Here is a 24605-nt window from a genome sequence, read left to right on the forward strand (position 1 = left end):
ATAATAGTGATGAAGATGTGGCGGTTGTAGGGGAGAAGTCACGCTAAAACTGTGGAATTCGCACGTCGTTTTGGATTTCTTCCCTGGGTGTGGCTAGAATTCAGCCCAGCAGTGTGTCCGGCTTGCCAGGCGCATTGACTACGCGCGGCGAAGTCGTCGCTTCCTGGGTTAAGGAAGAGACAGCGTCGTGTCGACGTGGTCCCCAAGAAATTGGGGTGTTGACCGGTGCCTTCGTTGCTAGGGTGCGGAATAAAACACCGCACATTTTTCATGCAAAACCTAAATCAGCTATAGAAAGCGAGCGAATCATGGCAGTTGTAACCATGCGCGAGCTCCTCGACGCTGGTGTGCACTTCGGCCACCAGACCCGTCGTTGGAACCCGAAGATGAAGCGTTTCATCTTCACCGACCGTAACGGCATCTACATCATCGACCTGCAGCAGACCCTGACCTACATCGATGAGGCTTTCGAGTTCGTCAAGGAGACCGTTGCACACGGCGGCAGCGTCCTCTTCGTCGGCACCAAGAAGCAGGCTCAAGAAGCAGTTGCTGAGGAAGCAACCCGCGTTGGAATGCCTTACGTCAACCACCGTTGGCTGGGCGGCATGCTCACCAACTTCCAGACCGTTTCCAAGCGTCTGAAGCGCATGAAGGAGCTTCAGGCAATGGACGCAGCTGAGGACGGCTACAAGGGCCGCACCAAGAAGGAAATCCTCATGCTCACCCGCGAGCGCATCAAGCTCGAGCGCGTCCTCGGCGGCATCTCTGAGATGTCCAAGGCTCCGTCCGCACTGTGGATCGTTGACACCAACAAGGAGCACATCGCAGTCAAGGAAGCTCACAAGCTGAACATCCCGGTTGTCGCAATCCTCGACACCAACTGCGATCCGGATGAGGTCGACTTCCCGATCCCGGGCAACGACGACGCAATCCGTGCCACCAAGCTGCTCTCCGGCATCATTGCCACCGCAGTTGAGGAAGGTAAGAAGGCTCGCGAGGAGCGTCAGCTGGCTGCAGCTAAGGAAGCTGCCGGCGACTCCGCTGAGAAGGATGCACGCGATGCAGCTGAGGCTGCTGCTGCTTCCGACCCAGCATCTGCTGAGTCCGCAGAGTAAAAAATTCTAGAGTCCGCCCCCGCTACCGTTGGATCACGGCCGCGGGGGTTTACTCTTCTGCACAAACTCACCCCCAAGGGCGGCGCAAAATTACTGCGTCGAGTACTCTGTTCCATCGAATACTGTTTGAAACCAAGGAGGATCGCCCCAACTATGGCGAACTACACTGCTGCAGACGTTAAGGCACTGCGCGAGGCAACCGGCTCCGGCATGCTTGATTGCAAGAAGGCACTCGACGAGTCCAACGGTGACTACGACAAGGCCGTAGAGTTCCTGCGCATCAAGGGCGCAAAGAACGTTTCCAAGCGCGCTGAGCGCGAGGCTACCGAGGGCCTGGTTGCTGTTTCCGGCAATACCATGGTCGAAATCAACTGCGAGACCGACTTCGTTGCAAAGAACGAGGCATTCAAGGCTTTCGCTACCAAGATCGCTGAGGCTGCTGGCGAGGCTAAGATCAACTCCGGTGAGGAGCTGAACAACCTCGAGATCGACGGCAAGAAGGTCTCCGAGATCGTCGACGAAGAGTCCGCAAAGACCGGCGAGAAGCTGCAGGCACGCCGTGCAGTCACCCTCGAGGGCGACAACGTCGCTGTCTACCTGCACCAGCGTTCCGCTGACCTGCCGCCGGCAGTTGGCGTTCTCGTTTCCTACGAGGGTGATGCAGAGGGCGCACACGCTGTTGCTCTGCAGATCGCAGCTATGAACGCTGAGTACCTCACCCGCGAGGACGTTCCTGCTGAGGTCGTTGAGAAGGAGCGCGAGATCGCTGAAGCTACCACCCGTGAGGAGGGCAAGCCGGAGGCTGCTCTGCCGAAGATCGTCGAAGGTCGCCTGAACGGCTTCTTCAAGTCCGTCGTTCTTCTCGAGCAGGCTGCTCTGTCTGACTCCAAGAAGACCGTTGAGCAGGTTGCCAAGGAAGCTGGCACCACCATCAAGGGCTTCGTCCGTTATGAGGTTGGCGCCTAAGCTTTAATCGGCTTTCACGCTTGAGCCCTGCTGCACTTGTTTGCAGCAGGGCTTTTTGCTTGCTTGAGCACGGAATATGAGCCAGCGAACATGTGTGGGTAAGATGGAACGGACTCAAAAACAGCCGCATTAAGGAGACGATGAAGGCCGTGACTAACCCTGACACCAAGCGAACCGGATACAAGCGTGTGATGCTGAAGCTGGGCGGTGAAATGTTCGGAGGTGGCAAGGTCGGTATCGACCCTGACGTCGTGGAAAACGTTGCTCAGCAGATCGCAGACATTGCCAAGCAGGGCACTGAGGTTGCCGTGGTTATCGGTGGCGGAAACTTCTTCCGTGGTGCAGAACTGTCCCAGCGCGGCATGGACCGCGCACGTTCGGACTACATGGGCATGCTTGGCACGGTCATGAACTCCCTTGCGCTACAGGACTTCCTCAAGCAGCAGGGCGTCGACTGCCGCGTCCAGACCTCCATCAACATGGCACAAATTGCGGAGCCGTACCTGCCGCTGCGTGCAGATCGCCACCTGGAGAAGGGCCGCGTGGTCATCTTCGGCGCAGGCATGGGTATGCCTTACTTCTGCACGGACACCACGGCGGCACAGCGTGCCCTCGAGATCGGGGCAGAGGTGCTCTTCCTTGCCAAGGCTGTCGACGGCGTCTACTCCGACGACCCACGCACCAACCCAGATGCGGAGCTTTACTCCGAGATCACCCCACGAGAGGTCATCGAAAAGGGCCTTAAGGTCGCAGATGCTACCGCGTTCAGCCTGTGTATGGACAACGATATGCCGATTTTGGTGTTCAACCTTCTGACCGAAGGTAATATCAAGCGCGCCGTCAACGGTGAGCAGATCGGCACCCTCGTAAAATCGCAATAGGAATTCCAATAGGAATTAAGGTCACGTCCTCCCACAGAGGGCGCCTTTACCTGCTAGATTCTTTTCCAGTTACTTTATATTCGAAAAGGGAGTTATAGCCCAATGATTGACGAGATCCAGCTCGAAGCAGAAGAGCACATGACCGCTTCGGTGGAGCACACCCGCGAGCAGCTGATCACCATCCGTACCGGTCGCGCAAACCCAGCAATGTTCAATGGCCTTGTTGCCGAGTACTACGGTGCGCCAACCCCGATTACGCAGATGGCAACCATCTCGGTTCCAGAACCACGCATGATGCTCATCAAGCCTTACGAGCAGTCCATGATCCACGAGATCGAGAACGCAATCCGTAACTCGGATCTCGGCGTTAACCCGACCAACGACGGTCAGGTTTTGCGCGTCACCATTCCACAGCTGACCGAAGAGCGTCGCCGCGACCTCGTGAAGCAGGCCAAGGGCAAGGGCGAAGACGGAAAGATTGCTATCCGCAACATTCGCCGCAAGGCCATGGACCAGTTGAAGAAGCTGCAGAAGGACGGCGACGCCGGCGAGGACGAAGTCGTTGCAGCCGAAAAGGAAATGGAAAAGACCACCGCTGGTTACATCGACCAGGTGGACAAGCTCGTTGCCAACAAGGAAAACGAGCTGATGGAGGTCTAAGCACCTCGAACCTGGCCGCCGGGCGCTATCAGCTCGGCGGCGCTTTTTTGTGAGTATCCCATCTTCCTGTGGAAGGAGCGCGCGTGACTAGCGAGTCGAATCGTCGTCTGCCCAAGCCCAAGAACGGCGCCGGCCGCAACCTGCCGGCAGCAGTGGGCGTGGGAGTGGGCCTCGGTGCGCTCGTAGTCCTTGCTGTGTGGCTAGGACCCTTCGCGTGGTACCTCGTCGTGGCGGGAGCTGTGGCAGTGGCTATGTGGGAGGTCCTCACGCGCCTGCGTGAGCACTCTTTCTTCATTCCGCGCACCCTGCTTATCATCCTTGGCCAAGCCATGGTATGGATTTCGTGGCCGCTCGGCGCCCCTGGCCTCGTGGCGGTCTACGTCGTGGCTGTGTTGGTTTTGATGTTCGGGAGGCTGTTCCACAACGGACGCCATCGCCCGCCAATCAACTATCTGCGCGACATGTCCGTGGGTCTGTTCGTATTGACCTGGATTCCGCTCTTCGCCACGTTTGCGGCGATGCTGTCTCGCGTGGAGACTCCGTTTGCGTCAGGCGCGGCGTCGATTGTCGCGTTCATGCTGTGCGTGGTGGCTTCCGATACCGGCGGCTATGTGGCAGGCGTGATGTTTGGCGCGCACCCGATGGCGCCTGCAGTCAGCCCCAAGAAGTCCTGGGAGGGCTTCCTCGGCTCCGTCATCTTCGGCGTCATTACAGGCGCACTCAGCGTCAAGCTCCTTCTGCATCATGACGCCTGGGTAGGCGCAATCATGGGCTTGGGCCTTGTCTTCTGCGCAACGCTTGGCGACTTGGTGGAGTCCCAGTTCAAGCGCGAGCTTGGCATCAAAGATATGTCCCAAATTCTGCCCGGTCATGGTGGACTCATGGACCGCTTGGACGGAATGCTTCCCTCAGCCATGGTGACGTGGGTGGCTGTGAACTTCCTCGCAAACTTCCACGGTTTCTAGAAGTCACCCCGAAGCCCAAAACAAATATTCTCCCTACCGCACAAGCGAAGAAGCTTGAGGGCAGGGAGATTCGTTGTTTTAGCGGTGCTGCTTGGCTTGCTTGCGTACCTGGCGGCGCAGTTCGAACATGCGCCACATGCCGACGAGGGCCATGATGAGCGCGCCTGCAATAGCAAAGATGAGGTAGGCAATGCCGGCAGGGAATTCACCGGACCAGTTGAGGAAGTTCATCGGCACCTTCTGCTGATTCTGCAGGATAAACACAATGAGAACGATGAGCAGCAGGAATCCCACGATCAGCGCAACCCAGGTGCTGGCTGCAAAGGAGCCCTTGACCTTGGCGTCTTCACTCGAGGAATACGTAGTCTCAACCTCAGAGTGCGTTGCCGGGGCAGTCTCCGTCACGTAATCACCGGTGTGCTCGGCGGTGGGTTCATTGGCGGGAAATTCTTGATTTGTCATGTAACCATTTAATCCTGTGGGCTGTCGGTTGCGCCACTTTAGACCAGTCTCAATTGGGTAAAAGTACTGAAAACGTGGAAAAATGGGCGGAACCATGGCTGAACCTTTGAAACTTAATTTCTCCGCCCCTCGGCGCGGTTTGCCGCCGAAACATTTTGCGGATCTGACTCAGGACGAGCGCATCGCTGTGCTCGCCGAACTTGGCCTGCCCAAGTTCCGCGCCAACCAATTAGCCAAGCACTACTATGTACACCGCACCGCAGACGTCGAAGAGATGACTGACATCCCGGCGAATAAGCGTGCCGAATTGCAGGAACGGCTTTTCCCAAATCTTATGGAACCCATCCGTCAGACCTCCACTGACGACGGGGAGACTACGAAGTCGCTGTGGCGCCTGCACGACGGCACCATGCTGGAGTCGGTGCTCATGCGGTACCCGGGCCGCGCCACGCTGTGCATTTCCTCCCAGGCCGGCTGCGGTATGGCATGCCCGTTCTGTGCCACCGGCCAGGGTGGCCTTGATCGCAACCTCTCCACAGCTGAGATCGTCGAGCAGTTCCGCCTCGCAGCCAAGCTCATGGAGGACGAGGGCGGCCGCTTGACCAACGTCGTATTCATGGGCATGGGTGAGCCGCTGGCTAACTACAAGCGCGTTGTGCACGCAGTGCGCCAGATTACCGGCCAGGACCTGGAAGGCTTCGGCCTTTCCCAGCGCAACGTCACTGTGTCTACCGTTGGCTTGGCCCCAGCAATTCGCAAGCTTGCCGACGAAGACCTGTCCTGCACCCTGGCAGTATCGCTGCACACCCCGGACGACGAACTCCGTGACTCGCTCGTGCCAGTCAACAACCGCTGGCCGGTAGAGGAGGTGCTGGATGCTGCCCGCTACTACGCCGACAAGTCCGGCCGCCGCGTCTCCATTGAGTACGCGCTTATCCGTGACAAGAACGATCAGGACTTCCGCGCAGACATGCTCGGCCAGAAGCTGCACCGCGCGCTTGGCTCCAAGGTCCACGTGAATGTCATTCCGCTGAACCCTACGCCGGGTTCCGAGTGGGACGCCGCGCCAAAGGCTCGCCAGGACGAGTTCGTCCGCCGCGTCATTGCTCAAGGCGTGCCGTGCACCGTTCGCGACACCAAGGGCGACGAGATCGCCGCCGCTTGTGGCCAGCTGGCTGCCGACGAACGCGAGTCTGCCTAAGCATTCAGGCACTGGCTCGCGCCTAGCCGCCCCAGCTCATGTTCCCCCCGCCCCTCAAGCACAACGAAGCCCCCTCGTCCCAAAGGACAAGGGGGCTTCAGGGTCCTAAGACTTAGCGAACAGCCTTACGCGCGGTGCCGCGCTCGACGCGCAGGTGGGAAACGCGGGAAGGCTCGATGTTCAGGGCACGCAGCTCGCCGTCGTTAAGCTCAGCGTAGGCGCCGGAAACCGTCTTCTGGTCGTATACCCAGTCCGGCTCGACGTGGCCAACAGGCTGGTTGCGAGCGGTAACAGTGCGAACCTGGGAGAGATTCGGGCGAAGCGCGAAGAGCACCAAGCCGAGAGCAATGACGATAGCCAGTACAGCGAGCCACACGGTCTCAACGTGGCCCTTGTGGTTACCGAAGTTGTAAGCAACCAGGAAGATCACGGAAATCCAGCCGGCGATCTGAACTCCAGAGCGGCTGATGCGGGACCAACCAAAACCTGCGGACGGGACGTCCTCAGTGGAAACGCCGTCGAAAACCTGCGGTGCCGGCTTGTGGGAAGACACTTGCTCTCCTTTGCGTGTACATGGCGCACTCTGCGCGCGCGCATGAAATGCCATTTATTCTGTGTAGTAGTTTAAATCATCCTCGCCGCGTTAGCGAAGAAACACCCCCGGCAATTTCGTTCACGCAATTACTGACCCACCCGCTAGGGTTGGAGAGGTGAGTACACAGCGCATTCTTATTCTCGGATCCACGGGCTCCATCGGCACCCAGGCACTGGAAGTTATCGCCGATAACCCGGATAAATTTACCGTCGTAGGCATTGCTGCCGGCGGTTCTAATCCGCAGCTGGTCATCGAGCAAGCGCAGCGCCTCAACCTTTCGTTTGACCACGTTGCCGTGGCGAATGAGCAGGCCGCGCACCAGGTCTCGGAAGCCCTTGGCGGACAGGTTCGCTCCGGTGCAGATGCCGCAGAACAGCTTGTGCGCTCCATCGAAGCAGACAAGGTGCTCAATGCACTAGTTGGCTCGATGGGCTTGCGCTCCACGATTGCGACGCTAGAAAAGGGGGAGTACCTCGCATTAGCGAATAAGGAATCCCTCGTCGCGGGCGGTCACATCGTGACTCAGCTGGCTAAGCCGGGGCAGATTATCCCCGTCGATTCCGAGCACTCCGCCATGGCGCAATGCCTGCGCGCGGGTGAGGACGTAGAGCTCGGCAAGCTCGTCCTCACCGCATCCGGCGGTCCTTTCCGCAGCTGGTCCCGCGAAGAGATGTGGGACGTTACTCCGCAGCAGGCCGCGCAGCACCCCACCTGGTCTATGGGGCAGATGAACACGCTTAACTCCGCCACCCTCATTAATAAGGGCCTAGAACTCATCGAGGCGACGCTGCTCTTCGATATCGAGCCCGAGCGCATCGACGTCACAGTACATCCACAGTCCATCGTTCACTCGATGGCCACCTTCACCGATGGTTGCACGATTGCGCAGGCATCGCCGCCCTCGATGAAGCTGCCGATTTCGTTGGCGCTGGATTGGCCACATCGCGTCCCCGGTACGCAGCCATCACTGGACTTCTCCCAGGCTCATGACTGGCGCTTTGAGCCGCTTGACGACGTCGCCTTCCCCGCCGTCCAGCTCGCCCGTGAGGCCGCAGCTGCCGGCGGCACGCACCCAGCCGTGTACAACGCCGCCAATGAGGAGGCTGCCGCAGCCTTCTTGTCTGGCCGCATTCATTTCCCAGAAATCGTTGATGTGGTTGGGCAGGTGTTAGGGGAAGCCTCCCAGTTTGCTCGTGTACCCTCAAGCGTCGATGAAGTAATCGCCGTCGAAGGCGAGGCCCGCCGGCGCGCAAATGTGCTGGTGGATTCTTTGGCTCAATAGAAAGCTTTCACCACCATGGCAAACATCCTGGGCATTTTCCTGTTCGCCCTAGGAATCGGCATTACCGTTGCCTTACACGAGGCGGGACACATGTTTAGTGCCCGTGCTTTTGGCATGCGCGTGCGCCGTTTCTACATTGGTTTTGGCCCTAAGATTGCGGCGTTTACCCGCGGTCACACCGAGTATGGTCTGGCCGCGTTTCCCGTGGGTGGATTCTGCGACATCGCTGGAATGACTGCTCAGGATGATTTCCTCACCGAGGAAGAAGAGCCTTATGCGATGTATAAGAAGCCCGCGTGGCAGCGCATCATCGTGATGGTCGGCGGCATCGCCGTGAACCTTCTTCTGGGCTTTATCATCTTGCTGCTCATTGCCATGACTACCGGCCTTCCTAACCCAGACGCTGACGTGCGCCCGCGCGTGGGCGAAGTTGTGTGCTCCGCTGACCAGAACCTGCAGGGTGAGCTCGAGAAGTGCCAAGGTAAGGGGCCAGCTGGTGAAGCAGGCGTGGAAGTGGGCGACATTGTTCTCGCGATCGACGGCAAGCCGCTGGAGAGCTTCACCCAGCTGCGCGAGGAAGTCATGGCGCGGCCAGGGGAGACGGTCCAGTTGCGCGTCGAGCGCGATGGTGCTGTGCAGAACTTCGACGTCACACTCGACAAGGTCAAGCGCCTCAACGGTGAGGGCAAGCTTGTCGACGCTGGATCCATCGGCCTGAGCAACCAAGTCATCGATATCGTCGAGAAGCACGACTTCATCGGCGCTTTCCCCGCAACAGCGCGCTACACCACGTACGTTCTGGACGCCACTGTTGACGGCATCATTCAATTCCCAGCGAAAATTCCTGGGGTGGCGGCGTCCATCTTTGGCCACGAGCGTGACGTCAATGGCCCGATGTCTGTGGTCGGCGCTTCCCGCGTGGGCGGTGAGCTCGTCGCGCGTAGTTTGTGGTCGACCTTCTTCATGATGCTGGCGACGCTGAATTTCTTCCTCGCTTTGTTCAACCTCATCCCGCTGCCTCCTTTTGATGGCGGTCACATTGCGGTGATTTTCTACGAGAAAATCCGAGATGGTATCCGCAGGCTTTTGGGCAAGGAGCCTAAGGGACCGGCCGATTACACTGCGCTAATGCCGGTAACTTATGTCATCGCGGCCCTCTTGATGACTGTTGGCGCGCTCGTCATCGTGGCTGACGTAGTCAACCCGATTCGCCTCTTCGGCTAGGAGCCAGGGCAGAGGAAATTTGGTGCTCGGTGCTAGAGTGGGGACGTTAAGCCCCCATCTAATTCCATGCTTTAACAAGGAGCGCACATGTCGAACCCCATCGGTCTCGGTATCCCGGACGGCCCACCACCAACCTTGGCTCCGCGTCGCAAAACCCGTCAGCTTTTCGTGGGCCCAGTCGGTGTAGGTTCCGAGCACCCGATTTCGGTGCAGTCGATGACCACCACCAAAACCCACGACATTAACGCCACCCTGCAGCAGATTGCACAGCTGACGGCCACCGGCTGCGACATCGTTCGTGTCGCTTGCCCAAAGCCTGTCGATGCCGAGGCACTTCCGGCCATCGCCAAGAAGTCTCCGATCCCGGTTATCGCTGATATCCACTTCCAGCCGAAGTACATCTTCCAGGCTATCGACGCTGGCTGCGCCGCTGTCCGCGTGAACCCAGGCAACATCAAGGAGTTCGATGGCCGCGTCAAGGAGGTTGCTAAGGCAGCCGGCGACGCTGGCATCCCGATCCGTATCGGTGTCAACGGCGGCTCCTTGGATAAGCGACTGCTGGAGAAGTATGGCAAGGCCACCCCTGAAGCTCTCGTTGAGTCCGCTATCTGGGAGGCTGGACTCTTCGAGGAGCACGGCTTCGGCGACATTGCCATCTCCGTAAAGCACTCTGACCCAGTCCTGATGGTTGAGGCTTACCGCCAACTGGCTGCAAAGACTGACTACCCGCTGCACCTCGGTGTGACCGAGGCTGGCCCTAAATTCATGGGCACCATCAAGTCCTCCGTTGCCTTCGGCGCACTTCTGGCCGAGGGCATCGGTGACACCATCCGTGTTTCCCTCTCCGCTGATCCGGTTGAGGAAATCAAGGTCGGTGACCAGATCCTGCAGTCTCTCAACTTGCGTCCGCGCAAGCTGGAGATCGTCTCCTGCCCGTCCTGTGGCCGCGCACAGGTCGACGTGTACAAGCTCGCCGAGGAAGTAACCGCAGGCCTCGAGGGCATGGAGTTCCCGCTCCGTGTCGCCGTCATGGGCTGCGTTGTTAACGGCCCAGGCGAGGCTCGCGACGCCGACCTCGGTGTTGCATCCGGTAATGGTAAGGGCCAGATCTTCGTTAAAGGCGAAGTGGTCAAGACCGTGCCCGAGTCGCAGATCGTGGAGACTCTTATCGAGGAAGCAATGCGTATCGCCGACGAGCAGGGCCTGGAAGCCGTCGAAGGCGCCAAGGCTGAGGTTCGCGTGACCCGCTAATATCGCTGCCATAAATTCACAGCTTTGTCCGCCCTGCACTCCGGTGTGGGGCGGACTTTTTGTGTCTCTAGGCTGCTACGATGCCCAACCATGAAGAAGATGGTGGCGCTGCTGTGTGCGGCTTCGGTAGGGGCGTCGTCGCTTGTGGCGTGCACGCCCAAGCCCGTCTCGGCGGAGCCGGTTGCGGAAGAATTCATTTCAGAGATGGAGTCCCGCAACAACGAGGCGTTGGCGGAGCTTGTCGACGACCCCGATGCCACCACATCGACCCTCGACGCTACCTTCTCCGGTCTGCAGGCCGAAGGACTCGACATCGAGCTGGGCGAGGTAACACAGGACGAGACGCATGCCACCGCGAAGTACAAGGTGACGTGGGACCTTCCGAAGGACCGCACGCTCAGTTACGACACTGAGATGACCTTGACCAAAAAGGACAAAGACTGGCAGGTACGTTGGCAGCCGAGCTTGGTGCATCCGAACCTTGGAGCCCACCAGCACTTGGAGCTGCGCGCGATTGCGGCAAAACGTGCGAGCGTGGTGTCCTCCGATGGAGTGGAGTTGATGTCGCCCGGCTTGCAGTATCGCTTGGTGGTCAATACCACTGAGGTGGGAGACGTGCGTCCATTAGCTGCCAAGATATCCAGCGCTCTGGGCGAAGCACATACCCAGGATGACTCAGTGCCGGAGAAAGAAGCCGGCGAGTTGGCGAAAGAGCTGGAGAAAGTTGAAGGCGACTACTCCGTGGTGATGCTCAATGAAAAGCAGGTAGAAGCAGTGCGTGCCCGCCTTGGTGAGCCGCAAGGGGTTCGCTTCAACGAAGAGCCAGCGTTGATTACACGGGAGACTGGTTTGGCGCCCGACATTTTGGCGCGTGTGCGGTCCCTGGTGTCAGATGAGATTGATGGCAAGTCCGGATGGTCTGTGTCCGTGGTTAACGAAAATGGTGCGGCGCTTAGCGACGTCGAGCTCCACGAGCCGGAGGCATCCCCTTCGATCCGCGTTAGCTTGGATTACAACGTTCAGCGCGCGGCGCAGGAGGCCGTGAACCTGCGCGCCGACTCGGAGGCGATGCTGGTTGCCATTCGCCCCTCTAACGGAGAGATTTTGGCGGTTGCGCAGACCGAGCGCGCCGATGAGAAGGGTGATATCGCGTTGCAGGGCCAGTTCCCGCCGGGCTCGGTATTCAAGATCATCACGGCTTCGGCGGCTGTGGACAAACAGGGTGCGACTGCTGGCACTATTGTTCCGTGCCCAGGCACGATGAACCTTTACGGCCGAACCGTAACCAACTACAATGGCTTTTCGCTGGGATCGGTGCCGATGCGTCAGGCGTTCGCGCAGTCGTGTAACACGACCTTCGCTGAAGTTTCTACGAATCTGAAGGAAGGCGAGCTGAAGAATACGGGCAAGGAGTTTGGGCTTGGGCTCGACTACGAAATCCCTGGTTTGACCACCATTACAGGCTCCATCCCGGAGGGCAAGACTCCGTTGGACCGTACTGAGTCCGGCTATGGACAGGGCACCGACCTTGTCAGCCCCTTTGGAATGGCGCTGGTTTCGGCTACTGTCGCTGCGGGTAAGACCCCGCTTCCTACACTGATCTCAACGCATAAGACGAAGGCCTCAGAAGAGGTGCAGCCGCCTTCCCCGCATGTCCTCGACAATGTTCGAGAGATGATGCGCGCAGTTGTTACGGGCGGTACCGCAGCCGGAATGCAGGCTGGCGGCACGATTTACGGCAAGACCGGTGAGGCGGAGATCAATGGTGGTTCGCACGCATGGTTTACCGGCTACCGTGACGACGACATCGCCTTCGCAACTCTGGTGGTATTGGGCGGAGGCTCTGAGACCTCAGTGCAAGTGACAGATAACTTCTTGCAGAAGCTCGATAGCTATCGAGCACAGGGACATCCCGCTGCGCCTACAGGACAAGAAGGCTAGCTCACAACTGAGAGGTCTGGTTAGCGGCCACGTGGGGGAGGGGACTACCATGGTCAACCATGAGTAATCGCGCAAAACTAACCCCCCAAAAGCCCACCCCAATCCGCACCGTTCCGGACTCTATCGAGCGCCCGGAGTACGTGTGGAAGGACTCCGTCCAGGAAGCAATGGGTGAGCCTTTTGTCCAGACCCCTGAGGTCATTGAGGCCATGCGCGAGGCATCCAAGATTGCGGCTAACGCGCTGCAGGAGGCCGGTAAGGCTGTGGCACCCGGCGTGACCACAGATGAGATTGACCGCATCGCGCACGAGTACATGCTGGACCATGGTGCATACCCATCCACGCTGGGCTACATGGGTTTTCCGAAGTCCTGCTGTATTTCTTTGAATGAAATCATCTGCCACGGTATTCCGGACACCACCGTGATTGAGGACGGAGACATCGTCAACATCGACGTCACTGCGTTCAAGAATGGTGTACACGGCGATACTAATGCGACCTTCCTGGCCGGGAATGTCTCTGAGGAGCACAAGCTGCTGGTTGAGCGTACCCACGAGGCAATGATGCGCGGCATTAAGGCGGCAAAGCCAGGCCGTGAGGTTAATGTCATCGGCCGCGTTATTGAGTCTTACGCCAACCGCTTCGGCTACAACGTTGTGCGCGACTTCACCGGCCATGGTGTTGGCCCCACCTTCCACAACGGCTTGGTTGTCTTGCACTACGATTCCACGACCTACCGCGACATCCTAGAACCAGGAATGACCTTGACCATTGAGCCGATGATCAACCTGGGCTCGTTAGACTACGAGATCTGGGACAACGATTGGACCGTTCAGAACGTCGATGGCAAGTTCACGGCTCAGTTCGAGCACACCCTTGTGATAACTAACGATGGTGCCGAGATCCTAACTTTGCCGGACGAAGCCTAAGGCGACAGGCCTAAGCAAAAGAATAGGGCGCGCCTCTGTGTAAGGAGGAGCGCCCTATTACTCATTGTGGCATTGGTCGATGGGCTTACTGCCATCAATATGAAAAAGCTCTAGAAACTTCTACCGAGAACTAGGGGAGGAACCGGAGAAAGAGGACTCAGCAGAAGCCACAGCGGTACGGCCGAATGCTACGTCAATTGCAGTTGGTCGGGGATAAACCATCTCTCAAGTAGTGAAACTATTAACCGGAAAGTTTCCTGGCAAGACGAATGTGGATTTGACCGCGGTCAATGTTTGCTTTACCAGTCCAGTCCCAAGAGAGCATTTTCAGTCACTTCAGGGAGCGCGGGGTGAATCCAGTACTGCTTACGCGTGAAATCGCGCATGTCAAGGCCGTATACCATTGCTGTGATGAGCTGCTGGATGAGCGTCGAAGCCTGCGGGCCCATGTAATGGGCTCCTAGGAGGCGTCCAGTTTTCCTGTCGGCCACCAGCTTACAAATCCCCGTGGAGTCTTCCATAGCCCAACCGTATGCAACGTCGCCGTAGTTTTGGACCTTGACAGCAATGTCGAAGCCTTGCTCGCGTGCGTCTGCTTCAGTGAGACCTACAGAGGCGATTTGCGGATGGGTGAAAACTGCGGCTGGAACGAAATCATGTGGCATCTTCTGCAGATCCTCAGGATGTAGGAGATTGTGCTGCACTGCACGGGTTTCGGCGTTGGCCACATGCTTGAGCATGTAGGGGGAGGAGACGTCGCCAAGCGCCCAAACGCCCGCGACCGAAGTACGGCCGTACTCGTCGACCTTGATACGTCCGTCTTCGCGCAGCTCAATGCCTGCCGAGTCCAAGCCTAGGAGGTCTGCATTTGGTTTGCGGCCAGTCGCCACGAGGATAGCTTCAGCCTCTACGGTAGATCCGTCGTCGAGAGACAAGGACACGCCACTGTCGTTTTGGGTCAGCTGTGTACCGTTCGCGATACGCACGTCGAAGCGTTCGCGTGCAATCTCGTTGAACCGAGAAACGATGTCCTCATCCAAATGACGAAGCAGCTTCTCCGAGCGGTTGACCACCGTAACCTTGGTGCCCAGTCCGTCAAACACGTGCGCAAACTCCATCGCAATGTAACCGCCGCCCACGATAATGAGGCTCTTTGGCTGCTTAGGCATCCGCATGATGTCTTCATTGGTGTAGTACTTAACACCGGATTCTGCATATACCTCAGGAATGGTGGGGCGGGAACCCGCGGCGATGACGATTTGATCGCCCGTGATGACGTCATCCCCAACCGCAATGGTCTTCGGGCCAACGAAAGTTGCGTGCTTGTCGAACACCGTAATGTTGGGGGTCTCGTCGCCACGGCGATAAGCCTCGCCGCCCTCCGCGATCTTGTCGATGCGATTGACAAAGACTCGCTCGATGATGGACTGCCAGTCGACGTTGTTTACCTGGGCGTCAATTCCGAGGCGCTGACCTTCCTTGGCGGCGTATGCAAGGTCTGCTGCGTAGACGTACATCTTAGTGGGGATACAGCCTACGTTAAGACACGTTCCGCCAAAGGTGCCTTCCTCAACGATGGCTATCTTTTTGTTCTCGAAATCCTCGGATGGAATCGAGTTTCCTGAACCAGTTCCGATGATGATCAGATCGAAATGTTCTGCTTGTGCGTTCTGCGGCGTTGTCGTAGACATAGTTCTCCTTATTTATAGGGGGTTGGATTAGGTGTTGTGGTGGGCGGGATAGTTGTTAGAGCACCGTGGGTAGCCATTCGTCGACTGCTCGAAATGCTTCGTTCCGGATCGGCTCGCGAGATAGGAAAACATCATGACGAGCTCCTTTAAGCGGGCGAAGGGTGTAATGAGAGCCAAGCTCTTTGGCCCATTTTTGTGATTGTTTGACGTCAATGACCGCATCGGCGTAGTTGAGCTCTTCCGAATATGGAGCTGAGAACATCGACTTTGTTGAGGTGAGTGTGAGGATCGGTACGCCGACATCAACACGGCCAGAATGAATAATGTCGAACCCCTTGAATACTGCGCGTGCCCAGCCGATGTATTTCTTATGACCGCCCAACGGCTTCTTTTCAAGGTCGTAGTCCCATTCGCCGTAGCGGCTGGCATGGATCGAATCGCCAAAGGCGGTGAGATTGCCGCCGTGGAGCGCAATATGCGGGGTGACCTTGCCGAAGAAATAGAACAAAGGCTTCGCGGCCTTGAAGGCGAGGGGTGGAATGCCCATCATGTCCAGCCATGGGCTGTTGAGTACTAGCGCTGCGATTCGTTCGTGTCGAGCGGGGTCGGTGCGACGCAAGGCATCGAGCCACAGCGGCACGATTATGCCTGCTGTTGAATGCGCAACCATGATGACCTTTCGCTGCGGCAGGGCATCGAGAGCGGCATTGAGGTCCTTCTCGTAGAAGTGCATGTCGGAGATGTAGTGCCACTTTTGGTGGGGCTCGTGAGAGCGTCCACACTTACGCAAATCAATTCCGTAAAATGCATAACCTTTGTTATGAAAATGCTCCGCTACGTGTTTATGGAAGAAGTAGTCGGTCATGCCGTGCACCCAAATCATTGCGACACGGTCGCTGAGATCCTCGTTATCTGGGTTGTAACGGATCAATGTGGCGTGGACGTCGCCTTCGCCGTCAGGATCCGCACCCAAGGGCAGATCCGCGGCCATAAATCCTGGGCCCAGGATGTCATCAGTCCATTGCAAGGTTGACTCAGTCATACCGACCAGTTTAGGCATACAATGCAAATCCGGTGTTGCGGTGGCGTAGTGATGTGGCTGGGGAGAATTTCACCGAAGGAGACAAGATGCGTAGGGGGCAGCCGTGTGTGAAAACCGGACTTTTTCCCGCATACGGAATCCCCATTTTGATGCTAAAGGCGTAAGGTGGGTAGGTAATGCGTGACGCGTCCCTTGTTATGTGCCGTTGCCAGAGATGCTGTGCTTGTGTTTAAGCCAGCATGTTTAAGACAGCGGAGCGTAAAAGGTAGGCGAAAACGTGCAACGCTAGAAGACTGCGTTCGACGGCTCTGGGCTGTTCGAGCGAGTGATAATTTTCAATCTGAAGAGGTAATAGCAAGGTGTCCTCCGACAAGAAGACAGCACAAGTTGTAGATGAGGTAGATGTAGCCCTCGTTGGCGCAGGTATCATGAGCGCCACCCTGGGTGCCATGCTCCGTGAGCTGGAGCCAAGCTGGACCCAGATGGTTTTCGAGCGTCTCGACGGACCTGCACTTGAGTCCTCCTCCCCATGGAACAACGCTGGTACCGGCCACTCTGCTCTGTGCGAGCTCAACTACACCCCAGAGAAGAACGGTCGCATCGACGTTTCCAAGGCGCTGGGCATTAACGAGAAGTTCCAGGTTTCCCGCCAGTTCTGGGCACACCAGCTCAACAACGGCATCCTGACCGACCCAAAGGCTTTCATTAACCCGGTTCCGCACGTTTCCTTCGCTCAGGGATCCATCCAGGTTGATTACCTCAAGCGTCGTTTTGATGCTTTGAAGGACAACCACATGTTCCCGAACATGCATTTCTCTGACGATGACGCTACCTTCCAGGAAATGCTGCCACTGATGTCCAAGGGCCGCGACTTCAACTCCCAGAAGGTTGCTATCTCTTGGACTGAAGCAGGTACTGACGTAAACTTCGGCGCCCTGACGAAGCAGTTCTTCACCGCTGCTAAGGCCGCCGGCACCGAGATCCGCTACGGTCATGAGGTCGTCGACATTAAGCGCGATGGCTCTACCTGGAAGGTCTACTCCAAGAACCTGCACACCGGCGACTACAGCGTTGTCCGCGCGAAGTTCGTCTTCGTCGGTGCTGGTGGATACGCTCTTGACCTTCTGCGTAAGGCTGGCGTTCGCGAGGTTTCTGGTTTCGCAGGCTTCCCGGTTTCCGGTCTGTGGTTGCGCGCTAAGAACCCTGAGCTGGTTAAGCAGCATCACGCCAAGGTTTACGGCAAGGCTGCTGTGGGCGCTCCTCCAATGTCGGTTCCGCACCTTGATACCCGCGTTATCGACGGTGAACAGGGCCTGCTCTTCGGCCCATACGGTGGTTGGTCCCCGAAGTTCTTGAAGAAGGGTTCTTACCTCGACCTCTTCAAGTCCATTCGCTTGGACAACATTCCTTCCTACTTGGGCGTTGCAGCTCAAGAGTTTGGTTTGACCAAGTACCTGGTTTCTGAGGTTCTCAAGGACTTCGACAAGCGCGTCGAGACCCTGAAGGAATACGTACCTTCCGCAGACCCAGCAGACTGGGAGACCGTCATCGCTGGCCAGCGCGTTCAGGTCATCAAGCCAGCAGCTGCACCGCACTTCGGCTCCCTCGAGTTCGGCACCACCCTGATCAACAACCCAGAGGGTAACATCGCCGGTCTGCTCGGTGCTTCCCCAGGCGCTTCCATCACCCCGGCCGTCATGGTCGAGTTGCTGGAGCGTTGCTTCGGTGAGCACATGATTCAGTGGGGCGACAAGATCCAGGAAATGATTCCTTCCTACGGCATCAAGCTGTCCAAGGACAAGAAGCTCTACAACGAGATGTGGGACTACACCCAGAAGACCCTGAAGCTCGACCAAAAGTAAGCCATTCCGGCTGCTTCACAAGCGCACCCCACCACATTACAAACGTAATTGGTGGGGTGCGCGGCGTTCCGCCCCAGCTGCCTTAAGTGCCGCAATAAGTCAGGTAGCCCTCGGTATCACCGGGAGTTTCAAATTTTTCGTTCGGCTGCCTTGGATGCGTGACTGCGTGGAGGAACTCTTGGAACAAATCCAAGTCCAGCAGGGCCGCCTCAACATTGTGTGGACGCGGAATGACGCGCGGCAGCGGAGGCACCGCAGCCGCCGCGGCGCCTGAGACGCGTTTGCGGTAGTCCTTGAGGAAAGAAGTGTCGGGCGCATCTGAGCAATCACGAAGCAGGTGGCCCAACGCATCAGGCTCACCATGCAAAGCCTTTGCCAGGCCCTGATTAGCAAGAGTGAAGTCAGCACCCGATTGCGCCAGCGCCGCGAAGTACTCGCCACCCTCTTCGAGGCCAAAGCGCTGCTGGAAGTCACGCTTGCGTTGGTCCTCGAAGCGCTCGTAGAAGCCATTGATGGTTTCTTGGGCATAGGTGATAGCGGCGTCGGAGGAGGCGTCGAAAAGCGGCAGCATGCTCTCCGCCAGCCGGGCGAAGTTCCACCCGAGAATTTCTGGCTGATGGCGAAAGCGGTAGCGTCCCTGCGCATCGATCGAGCTAAACCACGTGTCAGGGTCGTAGGACTCCATGAAGGCACACGGCCCGTAATCGATGGTCTGGCCCGAAAGCGTGGTGTTGTCGGTGTTCATCACGCCGTGAATAAAGCCCACGTGCTGCCACGCGGCAACGGTAGCAATTTGTGCGTCCATCGCACGCGAGTACAGCTCTTTGTAGTCGCTGCCGGGATAATGCCGCGCGATGGTGTAGTTGGCAAGGTCCTCCAGCTGGCCGGTTTGCGCAGCGTAGTGGAATGAACCGATACGAATGTGGCTGGCAGCCACACGCACCAAAACGCCTGCTTCCTCCACCATCTGGCGCTGGATCTTGCGGCCGGTAGAAATAACCGCCAGAGAGCGCGTCGTAGGAATTCCCAGCGCATGCATGGCTTCCGAGAAGAGGTATTCGCGCAGCATCGAGCGCAAGGTGCCGCGTCCATCAGAACCAAGGCGTGAGTACGGGGTGGGGCCCGTGCCCTTGGCATGGAGGTCCCAGCGGCCAGAATCGTTTTCTATCTCGCCGAGCAACAGCGCGCGGCCGTCCCCCATCGAGGGGTTGAACTGCCCGAATTGATAGCCCGCATATGCCATGGAGTGGGGTTGCTCATCGGTGCTGCGGCCCAGCAAGAACTCAATACCCGCTGGCGAACGCAGCCAGTCGACGTCCAGCCCAAGCTCGGCGGCCAATGCCTCGTTCACGATGACTACCTGCGGCTGGGGTTGTTCCTCGCCGCGGCTTGGGCGGACCATCCCCGGCAAGCTGCGAGCGAAAGTATGGGAAAGCTCGAAAGGAATCTTCATTCCTATGACTCCAGTTCGCCGCGCACTCGAATGTGGATGGATCCGCCCACCCAGATGTTCGCGCCGTCGTCAGCAATGTGCACCAGGCCATCGCGTCCTAACTGGCTGCCCTGGCGTGCGGTGTAGCGAGCAGGAACGAGCCCGCGCTCACGCATGAATTGCGCGGCACCGCCGTTGAAAGAACCAGTGACTGGGTCCTCAAATTCACGGGTGAAGGCACGAACTTCGTAAAGGGGCTGGCCTTCGGTGGGATCGGCCTCAAGGCCCACCACGCCGACTTTGATATCGCGGGAGTAAGAGGGACGCAACGCGCGCACGGTGTCCGCATCGGCGAGCTGCACGAGGCGCCATCCCGGGCCGTTGTCCACCCATGCGGCATCAACGATGTCGTCGCTGCTCACCCCCAGTGCATCTGCTGTCTCCGCGAGTTCTGATTCGCCGAGCGCACCCGAGCGCTGGAGCTCCGGCGTGGCGAAGGAGAAGACGCGATCCTCTTGCTTGATACGCACTAAACCAACACCGCACTCTTGGACCAAGTCGCCTTCCTTGCCAGTGAGCTCAGCGAAGACGCAGGCTGTGCCAAGCGTTGGGTGCCCAGCAAAAGGAAACTCTTCGTGCGGCGTGAAAATCCTGACGCGGTAGTCCGCATCGGGGGTTGTGGGGCGTAGCAGAAAGGTCGTTTCAGAGAAGTTGGTCCAGTTGGCTATGTGCTGCATCTGTTCGCTGCTGAGCTCATCAGCACCGGCAATGACGGCTAGCGGATTGCCAGAAAAGGCAGTGGTGGCAAAGACATCTACTTCGAAGTACTCGTGACGCATGGCCACCAGCATACGGGTCTGGGTCTATCCTAAAAGGCATGAGCGAAGCACTCTTTAGCCGCATCGAACCGATCCAAGTGATGGCTGACGGAACCGTCAAACAGGTCAACCCTTTTTCCGGCACTGAAGTGTGGACCGTACCCGGCAGGGGAAACCGTCCGTTCTCCCACGCCCCGGAGAGTCCCGAGCCCCTAGCAGTAGGGGCGCATACCTCCACGTGTGCGTTTTGCTCCGACCGCAAACTTGATACCCCGCCTGAAAAGTCACGCATCCTAAGCTCCGGCGAGGTGCTCCGTGGCGTGGGCGCAGCGGACCTGGACCATACTGAGCCTGCGTTTCGTCGAGTGCCCAATCTCTTCGAGATCGTCTCCTATGACTACTGGACCGCGAACTACCAGTACAAGATGGATGACGAGTCGGCCGAGCGAATGCACGCCTATATCGCCGACCCCGCAGGCCGCGAACACGTTCTCAAGACCGTACGCACCAAGCTGAAAGCCGCGGGCAAGGACGCTGCGGTGAGCGAGGAGGAACTGCTCGCGCAGGCCGGCTGCTTCTTCGGCGGTGGGCACGACGTCATCATTGGCTCCCGCCACTTTGTCGACGGCGCTACGGATGACTCGCAGCTGGCGTCCTCAGGCACGCTGAGCCCAGACGAGCACTTCTTGCTGACTACCTTTACCGCGGACTCCATGCGGGATCTCTACGCCCGTAACCGCTATGCCGATTACGTAGTGGCCTTTCAGAACTGGCTGGCACCCGCCGGAGCGTCCTTCGAGCACCTGCACAAGCAGCTCGTCGCCATCGATGACCTCAGTATGTCTGCCATGCGGGAAAATGACATCCTGCGCTCGCATCCCAATATGTACAACGATTGGGCCGTGGGGTACGCCGCGCAGCACAACCTGGTTATCGCTGAGAATGACTACGCGGTGCTCTTCGCAGGCTTTGGTCACCGCTATCCCACGCTGGAGCTCTTCTCTAAGTCGAGACACTGCGCCCCCTGGGAGCAAACCCCGGGTGAGATCCGCGGAATGTCAGACCTCATGCACGCCGCACACGCGGCCGTGGGCCCAGATGTTGCGTGCAATGAGGAATGGCACCACAAGGCACCTTCGGTTGATGTGGCGCAGCCGTGGCGCGTCATGATTAAGCTGCGCGTGTCGACGCTCGCCGGTTTCGAGGGCGGTACCAAGGTCTACATCAACACCATTTCTCCGTGGGACCTGCGCGACCGCATCGTTGACTCAATGTACAGCTTGCGCGAGCGCGGGAAGCTGGCTTCGGGCATCGCGATTGCCACCGAGTGCCGGCTGGAGCGCAACAGCCTGCGCTATCTCTCATCTCGCCAAAGCTAGACCGCTTGTCAAAAGCTAGACCACGAGAGTGAGTTCGAGTTTGCCCGGCTGCGGGCCCTCGACCGTGAGGCCTGCCGCCGAGGCGATTGCTGCGACGTCGTCAACGGCGTAGGCATCAGCGGGGGAGAGCGCCAAGATTCGTGCCAGCTGGCCCTTGTAATGCTTATTGAAGTGCGAGACGACCTTGCGCGAGCCATCCTCCTGGACCGACTCCACGCGAATGGTGACCGCCTGTTTAAACTTGCCCAGCTGTTGGTAAGTGCCCGAGCGCATGTCCACGACGAGCTCACCTGATTGCGCAACCTCAGCGAGTTGCTCCGTGATGGCCTTCCCCCAGCGCGATTTCAACGTCGGCGTTTCGCCGTCCTTGGTCGGCAGCTTCGTTCCTCCGGAGAGGCGGTAATGCGGAATCATGTCGCTGGCGCGGGTAATGCCAAATAATGCGTCGCCAATGGCGAGCCGAGCGCGTGCGGCAGGCGGCAACGTGGCGGCATCGAGCGCGTCGTAAAGCACGCCCGTAAAACGCTCAATCGCGGGCATCGTGGGAGAGGCGAAAAGCTCGGTGTTGGATTCTGCTTCCGGCCGCAACTTCTCAGAGATACCGAGCACCTCGAGCGCCTTGTCGACGTCGAGTTGTGCCAGGTCCGCGGCTATGTCCTGGCGGACAGGATTGAGCGCGGGGAAAGAAAGCTCGTCCCAATTCAGTGGGGCGCCGGTGCCGCCATGGGCCTTTGTTTCAGAAGGTGGGAGGAGAATGAGCATAGGTAAATACTAGCGATGTAGAGTGCTAAGCATGATTACTCGCCTTTCAAATCTCTTCCTTCGTACTCTGCGCGAAGATCCGGCAGATGCCGAAGTCCTCAGCCACAAGCTTCTCGTTCGTGCAGGATACGTGCGCCGCGCCGCGCCGGGCGTGTACACCTGGCTGCCGCTGGGTCTGCGCACCCTGACCAAGATTGAAAACATCGTGCGCGAGGAGATGAACGCCATTGGCGGCCAGGAGATGCTCTTCCCGGCACTTCTGCCGCGCGAGCCTTATGAGCTGACGGATCGCTGGACCGAGTACGGCGACAACCTCTTCCGCCTTAAGGACCGCAAGGGCGCTGACATGCTCCTCGGCCCAACCCACGAGGAGATGTTCGCGGGTGCCGTGAAGGACATGTACTCCTCCTACAAGGACTTCCCAGTTACCCTGTACCAAATCCAGACCAAGTACCGCGACGAGGAGCGCCCGCGTGCGGGCATCCTGCGCGGCCGCGAGTTTGTGATGAAGGATTCTTACTCCTTTGACATGACGGACGAGGGTTTGGATGAGTCCTACATGCGCCACCGCAAGGCTTACCAGAACATCTTTAACCGTCTGGAGATTGATTACGCCATCTGTAAGGCAACGTCTGGTGCCATGGGCGGCTCTGCTTCCGAAGAGTTCCTGGCTGTTTCCCCGGCAGGCGAGGACACCTTCGTGCGCGCCACCGAGGGCGATTATGCGGCCAACGTTGAGGCAGTGGTGACTCCAGCTCCGGAGGAGACCCCGCTGGAGGGCCTTGCTGAGGCTAAGGTTTACGAGACTCCGGATTCTGAGACCATTGACACCCTGGTGGAGTGGGCGAACTCCGAGGGCATTCAGGTTAATAGCCGCGCTGTGACCGGCGCGGACACCCTGAAGTGCATGGTCATCAAGGTTGCTCACCCTACGGTCAACGACGGCGAGACCGAGAAGGAGTGGGAGCTGGCTGCAGTTCTTATCCCGGGTGACCGTGAGCTTGATGAGAAGCGTTTGGAAGCTTCCCTGGAGCCTGCCGAGTTTGAGCTGGCTACGGATGAGGACTTCAAGGCAAACCCATTCCTGGTCCGCGGTTACGTAGGCCCGCGTGGCCTCAACGCCAATGGCGTCAAGGTTTATGCGGATCCGCGCGTGGTGAAGGGCTCCTCCTGGATCACCGGTGCGGATGAGAAGAACCACCACGTGGTGAACTGCGTGGCTGGCCGCGACTTTGAGGTCGACGAGTTCATTGAGGCAGCTGAGATAAAGGAAGGCGATCCAGCACCAGGCGGCATGGGTACCTTGACCCTGGAGCGCGGCATTGAGCTCGGCCACATCTTCCAGCTGGGCCGCAAGTACACCAAGGCTTTCGACGTCCAGATTCTGGACGAGAACGGCAAGCGCGCCGTTCCGACCATGGGCTCCTACGGCATTGGTGTTTCCCGCATGATGGCTGTTCTGGCTGAGCAGCAGGCGGATGAGAAGGGCCTGCGCTGGCCTGTCGACGTCGCGCCGTTCCAGGTACACGTCGCCGTTGCGAACAAGGACGCCGCTGCACTTGAGGCAGGTCAGAAGCTGGTGGAGGATCTGGATGCTGCGGGCATTGAGGTGCTTTTCGACGACCGCCCCAAGGTTTCCCCAGGCGTGAAGTTCAAGGATGCTGAGCTCCTCGGTATGCCGTTCATCGCCATTCTCGGCCGTTCCTTCGCGGACGGAATCATTGAGCTGCGCATCCGCGGCGGCGAGACCCTTGAGGTCCCAGCCGACGAGATCGTAGACAAGCTCCTCGAGCTCGTGCGCGGTTGAGTCGTGCCGTTAGGGTGCGCTGTTAGCGCGTGCTGTTAGGGTGCGCTGTTAGCGCGTGCTGGTAAGGCGCAGGTACCGCTGCATGTAAATAAGGCTTCCAATCTTGTGATTTGGGGGCCTTATTTGCGTATATAGGTACCTGGCAGCTGGGGCCTCACCGGCTGCGCGGGTTCGCGGGGCGTTTCCGAGTGGGGGGCGGTTTGTGGGGTGCTGCTTCTGGGTGCGGTGCGCGGGGTTGAGGCGAGCCGTTAGAGGGCGAGTACCGCTCTGTGTAAATAGGGCAGCTGTTTGCCGTGTTTTAGGGGGCCTATTTGCATACAGAAGTACGTTGCTGGGATAC

Annotated in this window: 21 protein-coding genes; 14 read left to right on the plus strand and 7 right to left on the minus strand. The window is 58.4% G+C overall.

What is annotated here, in order from left to right:
• Positions 1–308 precede the first annotated feature (308 nt).
• The 5 genes from rpsB (at position 309) to HMPREF0308_RS03890 (ending at position 4587) form a co-directional block, all read left to right on the plus strand.
• Positions 309–1115 carry a 30S ribosomal protein S2 gene (rpsB, locus tag HMPREF0308_RS03870; protein ID WP_005528910.1) on the plus strand — a complete coding sequence of 269 codons (807 nt, stop codon included), beginning with the start codon at positions 309–311 and terminating at the stop codon, positions 1113–1115.
• Between the two features lie 153 nt (positions 1116–1268).
• Positions 1269–2081: a translation elongation factor Ts gene (gene tsf / locus HMPREF0308_RS03875; RefSeq protein WP_005528911.1), complete on the plus strand. Its 813-nt coding sequence runs from the start codon at positions 1269–1271 to the stop codon at positions 2079–2081.
• A gap of 140 nt (positions 2082–2221) precedes the next feature.
• On the plus strand, positions 2222–2962 hold the full coding sequence (pyrH, locus tag HMPREF0308_RS03880) for a UMP kinase (RefSeq protein WP_005528912.1): 741 nt from the start codon (positions 2222–2224) through the stop codon (positions 2960–2962).
• 102 nt (positions 2963–3064) lie between these two features.
• A complete protein-coding gene (frr, locus tag HMPREF0308_RS03885) occupies positions 3065–3622 on the plus strand; it encodes a ribosome recycling factor (protein ID WP_005528913.1) in 558 nt (185 codons plus the stop codon).
• Positions 3623–3705: 83 nt separating this feature from the next.
• Positions 3706–4587 carry a phosphatidate cytidylyltransferase gene (locus tag HMPREF0308_RS03890; RefSeq protein ID WP_172453512.1) on the plus strand — a complete coding sequence of 294 codons (882 nt, stop codon included), beginning with the start codon at positions 3706–3708 and terminating at the stop codon, positions 4585–4587.
• A 78-nt stretch (positions 4588–4665) separates the two neighbouring features.
• On the opposite strand, the gene HMPREF0308_RS03895 is transcribed toward HMPREF0308_RS03890, so the two are convergent.
• Complete coding sequence (locus HMPREF0308_RS03895) at positions 4666–5049, minus strand: LapA family protein (RefSeq protein WP_005528917.1); 384 nt, start codon at positions 5047–5049, stop codon at positions 4666–4668.
• 94 nt (positions 5050–5143) lie between these two features.
• On the opposite strand from HMPREF0308_RS03895, the gene rlmN reads away from it, so the two are divergent.
• Positions 5144–6250 carry a dual-specificity RNA methyltransferase RlmN gene (rlmN, locus tag HMPREF0308_RS03900; protein WP_034656963.1) on the plus strand — a complete coding sequence of 369 codons (1107 nt, stop codon included), beginning with the start codon at positions 5144–5146 and terminating at the stop codon, positions 6248–6250.
• Positions 6251–6362: 112 nt separating this feature from the next.
• Here the strand turns inward: rlmN and HMPREF0308_RS03905 are convergent, their stop codons facing one another.
• Positions 6363–6803 carry a DUF2631 domain-containing protein gene (locus HMPREF0308_RS03905; RefSeq protein WP_034656824.1) on the minus strand — a complete coding sequence of 147 codons (441 nt, stop codon included), beginning with the start codon at positions 6801–6803 and terminating at the stop codon, positions 6363–6365.
• A gap of 157 nt (positions 6804–6960) precedes the next feature.
• On the opposite strand from HMPREF0308_RS03905, the gene dxr reads away from it, so the two are divergent.
• The 5 genes from dxr (at position 6961) to map (ending at position 13472) form a co-directional block, all read left to right on the plus strand.
• Complete coding sequence (dxr, locus tag HMPREF0308_RS03910; protein WP_005528923.1) at positions 6961–8127, plus strand: 1-deoxy-D-xylulose-5-phosphate reductoisomerase; 1167 nt, start codon at positions 6961–6963, stop codon at positions 8125–8127.
• A 15-nt stretch (positions 8128–8142) separates the two neighbouring features.
• A complete protein-coding gene (locus tag HMPREF0308_RS03915) occupies positions 8143–9351 on the plus strand; it encodes a M50 family metallopeptidase (RefSeq protein ID WP_005528926.1) in 1209 nt (402 codons plus the stop codon).
• A gap of 87 nt (positions 9352–9438) precedes the next feature.
• Positions 9439–10602: a flavodoxin-dependent (E)-4-hydroxy-3-methylbut-2-enyl-diphosphate synthase gene (gene ispG, locus HMPREF0308_RS03920; protein ID WP_034656826.1), complete on the plus strand. Its 1164-nt coding sequence runs from the start codon at positions 9439–9441 to the stop codon at positions 10600–10602.
• Positions 10603–10692: 90 nt separating this feature from the next.
• Positions 10693–12543 (plus strand): penicillin-binding transpeptidase domain-containing protein, encoded by a 1851-nt coding sequence (locus tag HMPREF0308_RS03925; protein ID WP_005528930.1) that lies wholly within the window; start codon positions 10693–10695, stop codon positions 12541–12543.
• Positions 12544–12602: 59 nt separating this feature from the next.
• Positions 12603–13472, plus strand: a complete 870-nt coding sequence (map, locus tag HMPREF0308_RS03930; protein WP_005528933.1) for a type I methionyl aminopeptidase — start codon at positions 12603–12605, stop codon at positions 13470–13472.
• Positions 13473–13771: 299 nt separating this feature from the next.
• Here map and mtr read toward each other — a convergent pair whose 3' ends face one another.
• Together mtr and HMPREF0308_RS03940 are read right to left on the minus strand one after the other, a co-directional pair.
• Positions 13772–15163, minus strand: a complete 1392-nt coding sequence (mtr, locus tag HMPREF0308_RS03935) for a mycothione reductase (RefSeq protein WP_005528935.1) — start codon at positions 15161–15163, stop codon at positions 13772–13774.
• Positions 15164–15218: 55 nt separating this feature from the next.
• Positions 15219–16205 carry an alpha/beta hydrolase gene (locus tag HMPREF0308_RS03940; RefSeq protein ID WP_034656964.1) on the minus strand — a complete coding sequence of 329 codons (987 nt, stop codon included), beginning with the start codon at positions 16203–16205 and terminating at the stop codon, positions 15219–15221.
• A gap of 359 nt (positions 16206–16564) precedes the next feature.
• Between HMPREF0308_RS03940 and mqo the strand changes: the two genes are divergently transcribed.
• Positions 16565–18067 (plus strand): malate dehydrogenase (quinone), encoded by a 1503-nt coding sequence (mqo, locus tag HMPREF0308_RS03945; RefSeq protein ID WP_005528938.1) that lies wholly within the window; start codon positions 16565–16567, stop codon positions 18065–18067.
• Between the two features lie 82 nt (positions 18068–18149).
• Here mqo and HMPREF0308_RS03950 read toward each other — a convergent pair whose 3' ends face one another.
• Together HMPREF0308_RS03950 and HMPREF0308_RS03955 are read right to left on the minus strand one after the other, a co-directional pair.
• Positions 18150–19520: a protein adenylyltransferase SelO family protein gene (locus HMPREF0308_RS03950; RefSeq protein ID WP_005528940.1), complete on the minus strand. Its 1371-nt coding sequence runs from the start codon at positions 19518–19520 to the stop codon at positions 18150–18152.
• A 2-nt stretch (positions 19521–19522) separates the two neighbouring features.
• Complete coding sequence (locus HMPREF0308_RS03955) at positions 19523–20338, minus strand: PhzF family phenazine biosynthesis protein (RefSeq protein ID WP_034656965.1); 816 nt, start codon at positions 20336–20338, stop codon at positions 19523–19525.
• Between the two features lie 38 nt (positions 20339–20376).
• Between HMPREF0308_RS03955 and HMPREF0308_RS03960 the strand changes: the two genes are divergently transcribed.
• Complete coding sequence (locus HMPREF0308_RS03960) at positions 20377–21696, plus strand: DUF4921 family protein (RefSeq protein WP_005528946.1); 1320 nt, start codon at positions 20377–20379, stop codon at positions 21694–21696.
• 15 nt (positions 21697–21711) lie between these two features.
• Here HMPREF0308_RS03960 and yaaA read toward each other — a convergent pair whose 3' ends face one another.
• Positions 21712–22458 (minus strand): peroxide stress protein YaaA, encoded by a 747-nt coding sequence (gene yaaA / locus HMPREF0308_RS03965; RefSeq protein ID WP_005528947.1) that lies wholly within the window; start codon positions 22456–22458, stop codon positions 21712–21714.
• A gap of 31 nt (positions 22459–22489) precedes the next feature.
• On the opposite strand from yaaA, the gene HMPREF0308_RS03970 reads away from it, so the two are divergent.
• The gene (locus tag HMPREF0308_RS03970; protein WP_005528949.1) at positions 22490–24265 is read left to right on the plus strand and encodes a proline--tRNA ligase; all 1776 of its coding nucleotides are present in this window, start codon (positions 22490–22492) and stop codon (positions 24263–24265) included.
• Positions 24266–24605 lie beyond the last annotated feature (340 nt).

The sequence above is a fragment of the Corynebacterium striatum ATCC 6940 genome (assembly GCF_000159135.1).
Lineage (GTDB): Bacteria > Actinomycetota > Actinomycetes > Mycobacteriales > Mycobacteriaceae > Corynebacterium > Corynebacterium striatum.